The 12,341-nt window shown below is 52.4% G+C and carries 11 protein-coding genes; 6 read left to right on the forward strand and 5 right to left on the reverse strand.

Features of this window, described 5'->3' with window-relative positions:
* The first annotated feature begins 246 nt into the window (after positions 1-246).
* The 4 genes from ACR0IP_RS03995 to ACR0IP_RS04010 all read left to right on the forward strand — a co-directional run bounded on the left by ACR0IP_RS03995 (position 247) and on the right by ACR0IP_RS04010 (position 4,394).
* The gene (locus tag ACR0IP_RS03995; RefSeq protein WP_170722250.1) at positions 247-957 is read left to right on the forward strand and encodes a M48 family metalloprotease; all 711 of its coding nucleotides are present in this window, start codon (positions 247-249) and stop codon (positions 955-957) included.
* A gap of 365 nt (positions 958-1,322) precedes the next feature.
* Positions 1,323-1,862, forward strand: a complete 540-nt coding sequence (locus ACR0IP_RS04000) for a dihydrofolate reductase family protein (protein ID WP_480523958.1) — start codon at positions 1,323-1,325, stop codon at positions 1,860-1,862.
* Entirely contained in the window at positions 1,859-2,437 is a 579-nt protein-coding gene (locus ACR0IP_RS04005) for a TetR family transcriptional regulator (protein WP_170722252.1), read from the forward strand. The genes ACR0IP_RS04000 and ACR0IP_RS04005 overlap by 4 nt, the downstream gene beginning before the upstream one ends.
* 862 nt (positions 2,438-3,299) lie before the next feature.
* The gene (locus tag ACR0IP_RS04010) at positions 3,300-4,394 is read left to right on the forward strand and encodes an AI-2E family transporter (RefSeq protein WP_480523960.1); all 1,095 of its coding nucleotides are present in this window, start codon (positions 3,300-3,302) and stop codon (positions 4,392-4,394) included.
* A gap of 121 nt (positions 4,395-4,515) precedes the next feature.
* Here ACR0IP_RS04010 and ACR0IP_RS04015 read toward each other — a convergent pair whose 3' ends face one another.
* Positions 4,516-5,409 carry a YegS/Rv2252/BmrU family lipid kinase gene (locus ACR0IP_RS04015; protein WP_170380058.1) on the reverse strand — a complete coding sequence of 298 codons (894 nt, stop codon included), beginning with the start codon at positions 5,407-5,409 and terminating at the stop codon, positions 4,516-4,518.
* A gap of 934 nt (positions 5,410-6,343) precedes the next feature.
* On the opposite strand from ACR0IP_RS04015, the gene ACR0IP_RS04020 reads away from it, so the two are divergent.
* Together ACR0IP_RS04020 and ACR0IP_RS04025 are read left to right on the forward strand one after the other, a co-directional pair.
* Positions 6,344-7,267: an MBL fold metallo-hydrolase gene (locus ACR0IP_RS04020; RefSeq protein WP_480523962.1), complete on the forward strand. Its 924-nt coding sequence runs from the start codon at positions 6,344-6,346 to the stop codon at positions 7,265-7,267.
* A 2-nt stretch (positions 7,268-7,269) separates the two neighbouring features.
* On the forward strand, positions 7,270-8,211 hold the full coding sequence (locus tag ACR0IP_RS04025; RefSeq protein ID WP_480524304.1) for an MBL fold metallo-hydrolase: 942 nt from the start codon (positions 7,270-7,272) through the stop codon (positions 8,209-8,211).
* 1 nt (position 8,212) lies between these two features.
* Here the strand turns inward: ACR0IP_RS04025 and ACR0IP_RS04030 are convergent, their stop codons facing one another.
* From ACR0IP_RS04030 to ACR0IP_RS04045, 4 genes are all read right to left on the reverse strand, one after another.
* Positions 8,213-9,271, reverse strand: a complete 1,059-nt coding sequence (locus tag ACR0IP_RS04030; RefSeq protein ID WP_480523964.1) for a YeeE/YedE family protein — start codon at positions 9,269-9,271, stop codon at positions 8,213-8,215.
* 58 nt (positions 9,272-9,329) lie between these two features.
* Positions 9,330-10,553 carry a 5-aminolevulinate synthase gene (gene hemA / locus ACR0IP_RS04035; protein WP_480523966.1) on the reverse strand — a complete coding sequence of 408 codons (1,224 nt, stop codon included), beginning with the start codon at positions 10,551-10,553 and terminating at the stop codon, positions 9,330-9,332.
* A 1-nt stretch (position 10,554) separates the two neighbouring features.
* Positions 10,555-10,989 carry a DUF302 domain-containing protein gene (locus ACR0IP_RS04040; protein WP_170722266.1) on the reverse strand — a complete coding sequence of 145 codons (435 nt, stop codon included), beginning with the start codon at positions 10,987-10,989 and terminating at the stop codon, positions 10,555-10,557.
* 78 nt (positions 10,990-11,067) lie between these two features.
* Positions 11,068-12,330 carry an FCSD flavin-binding domain-containing protein gene (locus tag ACR0IP_RS04045; protein ID WP_480523967.1) on the reverse strand — a complete coding sequence of 421 codons (1,263 nt, stop codon included), beginning with the start codon at positions 12,328-12,330 and terminating at the stop codon, positions 11,068-11,070.
* Between the last annotated feature and the right edge of the window lie 11 nt (positions 12,331-12,341).

The raw sequence follows: 12,341 nt of genomic DNA on the forward strand, positions 1-12,341 counted from the left end.
ACAATGTGAGCGAATGCCACCAATAGGTATAATAATTTAATACCCGAGGGGCAGTTGCGATCCTTCGACTCAAGGCCGTTTACGTTGCCTACCATTTTGGTCGCATCGGAGTCGGGTGCGGCTACAGCGAACCTCCTCTGTTATTGAATATCAATTTTTGCAGGCCTTAAGATTCGGGTATCGGCGTTGGTTATCGACGCCTGAGGGCTCTATTAAGGATCTCCAAAAAGGTAGGAAGGCTTAGGTATGAAGCGGATTGCCTCGGTATTGTCTGCATTTTTGCTGGCGGGATGCGTTTCAACCGTGCCTCCGCCATCGGCACCCATCCCAAATCCCGGTCGCACGAGTGCCCAGGTCAATTCACAACAGGCACAAGCTAGATTTCAGCAGGTTGCTTCTCGAATTGAGCCCGTTGCCGAAAACGAGTGTCGCCGCCAAACTCGGGGCGTGAATTGCGATTTTTTGATCCGTATCGATCCAAACAAAAATGCGCCCTCAAACGCGTATCAGAGTTTAAGCAAGTCAGGGCGCCCTGTCATAACAATGACCCAAGCACTGACGCGAGATGTGAACAATGCCGATGAGTTGGCATTTGTCATGGCGCATGAAGCCGCTCACCACATTCAAGGGCATTTGGCGCTACAGGCCCAAAATGCAGCGGCTGGTGCGGTACTTTTGGCAGGTCTGGCAACAATTGCGGGGACTGGGCCGAATGACATTGCCGCAGCACAAGATCTCGGAGCCTTTGTGGGCAGTCGAAGCTATTCAAAAAACTTTGAATTGGAAGCTGATCGACTAGGCACGGTAATAGCCTACAAAGCTGGCTATGATCCACTCAATGGTGCGCTTTACTTTGCGCGCGTTCCTGATCCCGGTGATCGTTTTCTTGGGACGCATCCTCCTAACGCACAAAGATACTATGCGGTGCAGGATACAATGGCTCAGATTAGTCGCTAACCATTTTGAGTTCAGGTCTTCACCGGGCCGCAAAGCCTGATCGCGGCTAAAGAGAGTTTCGAACCCGGGTTATTTCGACGTTCTCAAGGTCGCCCCGCTGACACTCGCTTTGATGCAGCGATGGCCGTGATGCGATCGCGTACAAATGCTGCGCCAGCAATGACAGATCGTGCATTAAAGCGGCTTATTGCACAAACTGGTCACTCTTGGAACGTTGGGATTTCCCGGCCGAACCTAATTCACTTGGGTTACTGAATAGGCAAGTGTCCCCTTTCTTCGCTAGAGCGGTGCATCTTGACTTATCAAGTTGCAGGTATTTGTCTAATTATTTATACGTTGTATAATTTAGAGGAAAAGAGAACGCTATGCCAAGCGGACACATCATGATGGCCATGAGCCTCGACGGTTTCGTTGCAAGAAAAGACCATTCGCTCGATTGGCTAAATAAACAGCCCGCTGAAAATGAAGACCACGGGTTCATCGAGTTTATGAACAGCGTAGATGCTCTTGTTATGGGGACAGGATCACTGCGAACCGTCCTTGGATTTGGTGAATGGCCATATAAGAAACCCGTCGTGGTACTCAGCCGCTCCATGACGAAACAGGACGTACCTGAGAATCTACACGACAAAATTGAGTTCTCCACTGCCAGCCCCGAAGAGTTATGGGGAATCTTTCGCGAGCGCGGTTACAACCGCGTATATGTCGATGGCGGTGCGATCATTCGGTCGTTCCTTCAGGCCGGATTTGTACAAGACATGAAGATTACTTTGGTTCCTATTCTACTAGGTGATGGCATTCGCATTTTCGGTGAGACGGATGGCGATATTGATCTTGAACTGATCTCTGCCACACCCTTTCCATCGGGTATGGTCGATCTGGTTTACGAAGTGAAAAGCGCATGACCAAAGCACCAACTGTCGGGCGACCAAAAAAGGCCAAGGAACGTCTATCGAAACAGCTTATCCTGCAAACAGCCCTGCCAATTGTTCAAAAGCAGGGAGCCGATGCGCTTTCGTTTCGGTTGCTTGCGGATAAGCTAAAGGTCACGCCGATGGCGGTAACTTACCATTCTGGCAGCAAGCGAAAGCTGCTGGCTGACCTGGTTGAACTGGCCTTTGTAAACACGCTTCAGGCCACTGTTGAAGAAGGAGCCAGCGCAAAAGCGCGTAGCATACTGAGTGCCTACTATCTTCGAGCTTTGCCGAATGCCAACCTACTGCGTGCAGTTCTGGAAGACGTCACACTCATCAGCAAAGATCTCTTGGACATCACAGAAAAGCTGCGGGCATGCACGCGGGAAATTGACGATGGCGACGAAAACGATGTGCTTTTGCATCTTCTTATCGACTACACGCATGGTTTTGTCCTCTCTGCGTCAAGCGGCAAAAACAATCCGTTAACAATCGACGACTTTTTACGAGGTATTGATTGGGTACTGGAGCGTGCGATCGGCGGTGCGCACGGTTGTTCAAAATGAGGCATTCAAATCTTTGAGATTTTGACCGTTCTCGTTTGAACGCCTACGTTCGCCAAACGTTTGAGGCAGAGCGCCTCGCACAAAGGAGATTTTATGAAAGAGACCCGGGTCTAACGCCTGTTCCTTGCGATCTAAATTCAGGAACACCAACATTTACTAGCACACTCACGCGCGATGCTGAGTGTCCTTTCTGTTGTGCTTTCGTGAAATCGAGACTTCCCAATGAATATCTCAAAGCACGAGCAACATATTTTGCACGAATTTGCCCTTGTCCGGTCCATCCACTCCAAGCGCTTAGAAAACGGAAAAATGGAAGCCGTCATTGTCGACAGGGTTATTCACGCCGCTAGCGACGGTCATAAAGTCGAAGCCTCGCTGCGCCATCTTAGGTGAAACCGCGAGAATGCCGGCGTCGTTGTAGGACCGGTGGGAGATGTCTACAGCGGAAAGCTACAGCGCGAGTTCGTGACTGTCAGCCGGATTCCTGCGAAAGTGGTCAGCGGGACGTAAATACAGACGCTGCCGAGGTACTGACTGGTATTGCGAATCCGGTTTCAGTCGCTTTGTGAACACCCGACAAAAGTGCTCAGATGACAGAACCGAGCCACACGCAAACCATCCGACATCCGATCTCAAAAGAAGGTTAAAACAAGACTATTTCTGATAGTCTTTCAGCCTAAGGTTTCTAATCAACGGCCAGTTCAAGGCAAAGAAATGAGGACCATCATCTGAAAATCTCAGCTATTCGCGCTATCGAGAAGTACCCGAGCCACTTGCCAAGTTACGATCAAGGCGAGCTAATACACTATCATTCATTGCAGAAAGCGGCCGGACAACGCTCAGTCCTGTAGGGAGCCCACAAATGAAAAAGGGTATGCATCATCAAGATCCTTCATCAGGTTTCTTGGGACTCACGTTCTGGTATCAGTTGGTCGTCCTTGTGTTCTTGACCATAGCGTCGTTAGTCCTCGCTTCGTCTGTGCTGGTTCCCCTGTCTTTTGCGGCCCTCCTGTTCGTTCTCCTCACAGCGACTGCGGATCGAATTGGCAGATTCAAGATATTTGGCAGTACCGTCCCGAAGTGGCTTGCGCATTTGGCCGCAATTTCAATTGTGTTGATCGGCCTCTCGCTTGTGTTGTCGATACTATCCAGTCAAGCCGGCGAGGTTTCGGAAGCGTTTCCGCGCTATGAGGAACGGTTTTCCAGCATAGTCGCAAAGCTGGTGTCACTGGTTGGGCAAGACAACTATGCAGCCGCGATCAAAGCCTTGGAGCAGATCAACCTGGCTGGGCTCGCGACAGGAGTGATCGGCTCTGCTGGGGCATTCCTAAGCGCTTTCTTCCTGGTGCTGCTTTATGTGTCATTCATGTTGGTCGAACGTGTTCCAATGCGTGCCAAAATCAAGCTCGCAATCAAAGACAGGGAAGCCGCTGAAAAAGTTCGCCGCGTTCTTGAAAGCACGTCCGACAGCATTCAAAGATATGTTGGCATCAAAACGCTGGTGAGTGCACTAACTGGCTTGGGCAGCTATGCCGTGATGGCATCCGTCGGCCTGGACTTCTCTGAAACTTGGGCCGTTTTTGCGTTTTTGTTGAATTTTATCCCGACAGTCGGCTCCATCGTGGGCGTCGCGCTTCCTTCCATTGTCGCACTGGTACAGTTTGAAGAAGTCGTGCCATTTCTTGTGGTTCTAATTGGTTGTGGAGCAGTTCAATTCTCTATCGGCAATATTCTGGAGCCAATGCTACTTGGGAAAAGCCTGAATTTGTCGCCATTCATGGTCATTTTGGCGCTCACGTTTTGGACTGCGATCTGGGGCATTGCCGGAGCGTTGATGAGCGTCCCTATCACCGTGTGCATAATGATTGTACTATCGAATATCCCATCTACCCAGCCAATCGCGATACTGATGTCCGGTGATGGGAAAATAAACAACACTGACGCCGTGAACAGCTAAGCGAGAGACGTTCACCGACTGGATGGCGGCTTTTTAACTAACTATATCATCGAATGTATGAAGCAGCCCCGCACATATTTCGAAACAGCGTGCGACGTTTGAGTTTAATGAGAAACCCGAGCTACTTACCGCTTGGGAAAACGAAGTTCAGCGCATTTGGTTTAATTGAAACCTCAAAGCGTTGATCGATCAACGGCTCGCCGTCCAAATTCATATGAAACGGTTGGGAGGTTTCCAAGACCATAGATCTCAGACGAGAGCGCTGTACCACGCCATCCTTGGGATCCGAGATGTCCGGCAGTCTGCCAAAGGGCAGATTTTCTGGCATTAAACGCTCTGCGGAAAGCACGCTTAAATCGAGCAACCCGTCGGATACTTCCGCTTCAGGCGCCACGTCAAAACCGCCACCTGCATAGCGGCTGTTCGCAATCGCAATAGCAGAAATGGAAACGTCGTACGGGTCTTCGTCATCAATTGAGATTTTTGCGGGAACAGATTTTGCATCTGATAAACGAGCAAGCCCAAATAGAGTGTACGCGAGTCCCCCCAGTCTTTTCTTCATTTCCTTGGGAGTCGTTGCGGTGATCATCGCGCCAAAACCGCCGCTTGCAACATTCACAAACGGACGGCCGTTTATGTATCCGACATCGATAGGTCGCGCGTCTCCCGATGCAGCAACTCGAATAGATTTTGCCAAGTCCAAACCCTTATCGCCATACGATCGAGCGAAATCGTTCGCTGTTCCCAAGGGAACAAGACCTAGCGAGACAGGCGACTTTGTCTTCAACTTCAAAACTGCACTCGCGACCGAGTTCAAAGTGCCGTCACCACCGCCCGCGATCACCCTGGTTACTCCATCGCCTACGGCTTCTCGAAGGGTCTTCCTCAAGTCTTTTCCTGACCAAGGAATACTTACCCTAATGCCTAGCTCTTTTTCCAATGGGCGGACAGCAGAACGCAGATCCGGTCTTGCTGCGGACTTCCTATTGAGAATTAGCAGGGTACGTTTGGCCATGGTTCCAGCATAAAGCTCTCGCACGTTGGAGCAACTGCTTTAAAAGTTCTAAAGGCAGAGGCGCTCAAGCAATTGAAACCTTATTTGTGCTAGCCAACCTCTAAGTGACGATAGTCAGCTTTCTCCGCATCTCGGAGTATACAAAGCTTAGTAGTGAAGGTCCTCTTCGGGCTGTAAGTGGCTATCCGAAGATCTTCCCTGATACTACGTGCATGCCGCGAACGCGTTCACGTCGCTTCTCAAAATCATTGAGGAATTTTGCGTGCAGCAGCCCAAATAAATTCTCGCCGATTGTCCAAAACAATTCGCGCTTCAATCTCACTCGTGAACTCCTATGGGAGAAAACAAAGTCGTTTTGCGAGATTCACAAACGAGCTCATTTCCCTAATTTTCCATCTGAACAACCTGAACATAGAAAGATGATTTTGCGCATTTTCTTGAGGCTTCGGGGATCCCTAACGCCTATACAGCACCGTCATCCTGAGCGTCCAAACTCACAAGCCCTAAAGCTAGGCACCCTCAGTTTCCTTTCGCGCATGCAACACAAATCAGTGCGCTGCTTAAAAGTAACACGCGTTTCAAGAGAAACATGGAAGAATGTATCTGTTTGGGAGAACTAACGGAAGAGGCGCTCAAGGCGCATCTGCAGTCTGAAATGAGGGTACCGCCAGAGCAGCCGACGACGAAATCTCTGCTCGAGTCCCGGCTTTTTCTCAAAAAGTTCTCTCACCATCTCATCGGGTGTCTTGGCAACACAGTTCTGTGGATTCACTGATTCAGGAAACGCCTGAGGTCGCGAACCTTGAATCTTCGTCTTTGCGTTGAAATCAACAACTCTTCTAAATGCCCCGCGCCTACAGATAGCTTGGCCGAATTCCATCCTTCTCCATCTTTCTTCATTTACAAATTAAAACATTCATTTTATTGATTGTGTATGGGTAAAAATTCATTTTCTCGACGTACTTTCTTACACAACGCCGCGTGTATCGCGGCACTTGGTGTTCAGTCCAAAATCGCTTGGGCAGAGCTACAACTCGGTTCCTCGGCTCGGATTGCAACTATGTCAGACGGGTACCTTTCATTGCCTCCGGAAATGGTCTTCGGCGCCATGCCGAAGGAAGAACTCAGGCAGCTTCTGGACAGCTACAAGGTGGACGCGACCAAGTACGAGCCAGATTGCAATGTCGCACTTTATCGAGATGGTCAAAACACGGTGCTGTTCGATGTGGGAGCCGGGCCCGATTTCATGTCAACATCTGGCAAGCTTCTGGAATCTCTTGAAACTATCAACCTGTCGCCCGAAGACATCTCGCACGTGATCTTCACCCATGCGCACCCGGATCACATCTGGGGCGTTTTGGATGACTTCGATGACCTTCTTTTCCCCAACGCCACGCATCACTTTGGCCGCGATGAGTGGGATTACTGGTGGAATCCCTCGACGGTGGATACCCTTGGAGAAGATCGCGCTGCGTTCGCTTTAGGCGCGAAGCGGCGTATGGCAGCAATTGAGGATCAGGTCACGTTTTTTGACGACCGACAAGAGATTCTTCCCGGTATTGCCGCACGCGCAAGCTTTGGACACACACCCGGCCACATGGCTTTTGAAATTCGCAGCGGCAGTGAATCCGTGATGGTTGTGGGCGACGCGTTGGGAAATCCACACGTAGCTTTTGAACGCCCCGACTGGCCCAGCGGCACGGATCAGGATCAACAGGCAGCCGCAGCAACGCGGAACTCACTGCTGGATCAGATTTCCCACGAGCAAATGAAGATAGTTGGATTCCACTTGCCAAATGGTGGGATCGGCCGGGTCGAGAAGACTGGCTCTGCTTATAAGTTCATTGGAGAACCATAATGATGCGATCGCTGGCGAGTATCTTGGCCCTGGCTACACCAGCTTGGGCAAGCGAGGATATTGCAGACCAATACCCGCAAAGTGTGCTGTATTCCAAACCGGTCGAATACGTCCCCGGCGTCTACTCTGCCATTGGCGCAACCGCCCCGCCGACCTACGAGAACTCTGGTCATAACAACAATCTCAGTTTTATCGTAACCGGGGAGGGCGTGATCGTCATAAACGGCGGCGCGGCCTATGTGCTTGCTGAAGCGCTTCACCAGGAAATTCAGTCGATCACGGATCAGCCGGTTAAGCTTGTCTTCAACGAGAATGGCCAGGGGCACGCGATGCTTGGCAACGCCTACTGGTCAGAGCTCGGCGTTCCAATCATCGCCCATTCGAATGCTGCGGCTGAGTTCGAGGAATACGGCCCTCAGATCCTTGAAGGAATGCAACGGTACAATCAGGACAAGGCGGAAAGAACCTTTCTGGCTGGCCCAACCGAGACATTCGAGGATGAATACGTGGTTGAAATGGGTGATTTCCGGATTGAGGCCAAATATCTCGGGCCTGCCCATAGTCCCGGCGATATCTCGATTTGGCTGCCGAACCAAAGCCTTGTCATCGCGGGTGACATGGCGTTTCACGAGCGCATGCTGCCGATCTTTCAAGAGACCTACACGGCGGATTGGCTTGAGACTTGGGACAACGAGTTCGAAGCTTTGGGAGCCACATATGTCATCCCCGGCCACGGCCATCCGACGAACATGGATCAGGTGCGCCGTTATACACGCGACTACCTGGCCTATCTGCGCGGCAAGATCCAAGAGCATATGGATGCTGGCGGCGATCTGGCAGAGGCTTACTATGTCGATCAGTCACCATATGCCCATTTGGACACGTTTGAGGAACTGGCGACAAAAAATGCCGGGCGCGTATTTGAGCAGATGGAATTCGAATAGCTCAGGACGTTTGTAGAACAGGCATTCGCCTCAATAACCTATGCGTGCTGATCGCTCCAACCCACATGAAGAATACGGCAAGCCACGCCGTCAATGACAGGGCGGACCCTCCCGAAAGCCCTGCTCCCACGGCGCAACCTCCGGCCAGCATGGCTCCAAACCCCATGAGGACAGCTCCAGCAAGGTAGCGCTCCATCGGAGTATCAGGGCCAAAACGTTCGATCTTCCACTCCCCTGCAGTTAGGGCTGAGCCTGCAGCACCTATTGCTACGCCTGGAACAAGGCCGATACCGAAAGACAAAACAACGTTCCTCTCCGCAACTAACGCCATCAATGTATCCGTGGCCGGTCCGGTAAATGTGATGGACGACACGGGCACGACGTTAAAAGATGCTTGCGCGATCGCAAAGGTCATCATCCAGCCAAGCGCCACAGCCACGCCAACGCCTGCCGCTGTTATGATTCTGACAGGCACGACTCTCCGGTGGAATGCGAATGCAATTGCCGACACCAATCCCAACGCTGCAACGGCTGTATAAGCCACTGGCGAATATCCAAGTATTTCCGAAAGATCCCTCGAGGCGCCTCCTGAGACAGTCCAGATCCCGGAAAGCAATTCGCGGGCGGGACTAAGAACGCCCGTGTAAGCAGCCTGAGCCACCAAGGTTAAAACCAATCCTGTAATCAGCGCGCGCAAATTACCGCAGGAGGCCAATACCAATAGGCGAGATGCACACCCACGCGCAAGAACCATGCCAACGCCGAACATCGCCCCGCCAATTATTGCGCCGCTAAGGCTGCCCCTCGACGCGATCGCGCGTGTCTCGGAAAGGTTTAACCACTCAAACGCGACAAAGGCCTGTACTAAGGTGAGCGCGGCGGTGAAGGCGATCAGCCAAACCGCAAGGCGCGGACCAAGCTCGCCTTCGGCGACTTCGATGGTTGACGCTCGCAAGCAAAAGTGAGACTTCTGGGCCGTCACGCCGAACAAGATACCTACAAGCGCACCGGCAAATGCCAAAGCGCCAGGGTCTCCCAACAAATCGATGAGCCTTTCCATCAAGAGAAACTCTCACTTCGTTGCTTGCGCGTCCTCGTTTTCGGTCAAATTGTCATTGTCACTGCGCAGCCATTGGCCTGCGCGCCAATTGGCATTGAGTCCATAACTCACCCAAGGCAGATACCAGTCGATCCACGTCTTCGGTGGAATGCACTGGCGAAGGTGTAATCCGCAGACGTTCCGTTCCCTTGGGGACGGTAGGATAGTTGATCGGCTGGATGTAAATCCCATAGTCACGCATCAGCACGTCAGAGATGAAGCGACACTTGACCGGATCGCCGACCATGACAGGAATGATGTGACTTGGGTTCGGTGTATGCGGAATACCCAGATCGTCCAGCCTGTCTCGCACCTCGCGCACGCGCTGCTGGTGTAGATGTCGTTCCGAATTGCTTTGCTTCAGGTGCCGAACCGACGCAGCAGCTCCTGCGGCCACGGCGGGAGGTAGTGCAGTGGTGAAGATAAACCCACTAGCAAAGGATCGGACAAAGTCGACAAGCTCTGTCGACGCGGCGATGTATCCACCAACCACGCCAAACGCTTTGCCCAATGTCCCCTCGATGACTGTTAGCCGATCCATCAGGCCTTCGCGCTCAGCTATGCCGCCGCCGCGCGGTCCATAAAGTCCTACGGCGTGAACCTCATCCAAATAGGTCATCGCGCCGTAGCGATCGGCCAGATCACAGATCTCGGCAATTGGTGCAATGTCGCCATCCATGGAATAGACGCTCTCAAACGCAATGAGCTTTGGGGCATTGGCAGGCAGTTCAGCAAGGTGCCTTTCAAGGTCCGCCACGTCGTTGTGTTTCCAGATACGCTTCTGACACCGACTGTGGCGAATGCCCTCGATCATCGAGGCATGGTTCAACTCGTCAGACAAGACTGTGATGCCAGGAATGCGAGACGCCAAGGTTCCCAGCGCGGCCCAGTTCGAGACGTACCCGGAGGTAAACAGGAGCGCAGCGTCCTTGCCATGCAAATCAGCAAGCTCTTGCTCCAGCAAAACATGCTGGTGGGTGGTTCCAGAGATATTCCGCGTTCCTCCCGCCCCGGCACCGACCTCATCGATCACCTTGTGCATTGCCGCAATAACACTGGGGTGCTGACCCATCCCCAGATAATCATTTGAGCACCACACAGTGACTTTCTCGGGGCCATTTTCCGCGTAGCTACGTGCTGTCGGGAACGCGCCGCGCTGTCGTTCGAGATCCGCAAAGACCCGGTAGTTCCCTTCCTCCTGAAGCTGGTCGAGTTGACCACGGAAAAACTGCTGATAGTTCATTTCAGTTCCCAACGGCTTCTTCGACGATTCCTGACAACAGAGACTGGACCTTTTGCATTGGCCCGTCAGGGTAGCTTCGGTACCCAACCATCACGCCACTGTCGTCTTCAGCCACAAATATCCCGTAAGGGCAAAAGCCAATATTCATTGGGTCAGCTTCCATGACCTCACGCGAAATTTTTGCCGAGCAGAAAATGAAGATGTCTGCGGCCGAAAATATCTGCTTGTCGCTGCCAACATCTGCGCCTGTTCGATTCAGCATTTCCCCAACATGGCTCACATAGTCGATGACCAGCCCCTGTCCCACAATCGCGGACTCCACGGCGAACGTTGCATCATCAAAACTGCCGTCGAAGGGGATAGTGATGATCTCTTCTGCAAGCCCTTGGCTCGCCAGAACAGTGGAAAACGCGGCTGCGGCGATAAAGTGTTTCATGGTTTTAGTCCTCCTCCTAAACCGCATTTTCTCAGATTGATCATCGGGGTCTTTGACACCGGTCAAAGCCCGATTACCTCAACCAAACATGTCCGACGTGATACCGGCGTACCAACCAAGAGACTCTTCGTAAGTTGCTTTCCTAAGGTCGGCATCTTCACCGGTCTGGCTGATAAAGCCATCGACTTTGGCGATCTTTTCAGGCGTCGCCTCATAAGTCGCGCCAACTTTCACACCATCATCGGTGTCAATGAGCGACCAGCATGTGTTCGAGAACTTGGCCGGGAATACTTTTGACCCGGTCAACGCACCTCTTACTGCGTTCGCACAGACCTTTGCCTGGCTGTTTGCCGAAAAACCGGATTTCGGCATGTCGCCCTGCTGGCTGGCATCACCAAGAACGTAGATATCCGGATCGGCTTTGGAAGACATGTCCGCAGCGTTTACTGGTGCCCAGTTGCCATCGGTCACTCCCGCCATTTCCGCAATGCGACCGGCTTTCATCGCCGGTATCACATTGCAAACATCGACCTTTGTCTCTTCGCCGTCGATGGTCACCGTCATTGCTTCCGGATTCACGGATACATTGCCGCCGCCGAAATCCTCGCCGATCCAGTCGACCATTCCTTCATAGTTGTTTCCCCAGCCTTCTTGGAACAAAGCCATTTTCGAGAATTTGGGCTTCGGATCGGCTACAATGATCTTTGCTGTTGGGTTGTTTGCCTTCAGCACGTGCGCCACCATCGAAACCCTTTCATACGGCCCCGGCGGGCAACGGTACGGGTTAGGAGGAGCGACCATCGCGAAGGTACCTCCTTCGGGCATCGCCATGATCTGCGCTTTCAAAAGCTCTGTCTGAGAACCGGCTTTGTAAGCATGCGGCATCTTATTTTGGGCCGAGAGGTCCCAGCCTTCGACCGCGCCATCAACAAAGTCGATACCGGGGCTAAGGATCAGCTTGTCATAAGGAACTGACCCACCACCTGCCAAGGACACCGTCTGTGCGTCGCGGTCGACCCCAGTGGCCCAATCATGCACGACGTTGATACCGTAGTTCGCGGCAAGCGTGCCGTAGCTGTGGGCGATGTCCGATAGCTCCTGAAAACCTCCCAAATAAAGGTTTGAGAAGAAACAGGTGTAGTAGGTCCGAGACGGCTCGATCAGCGTCACGTCAATCTCACCTTTGCTGTCCTTTGCAATGTACCGCGCGGCAGTTGCACCGCCTGCACCGCCACCAACAACCACTACACGGGGCTTGCCTTGAGCCAGCACCATCGGAGCGGATAGCCCGGCGGCCACTACCCCGGCGGCTCCAAGAAATACTCGTCTATTGAGTGTCATCGCGTTTCCTC

The organism is Ruegeria sp. AL11, from assembly GCF_056540865.1.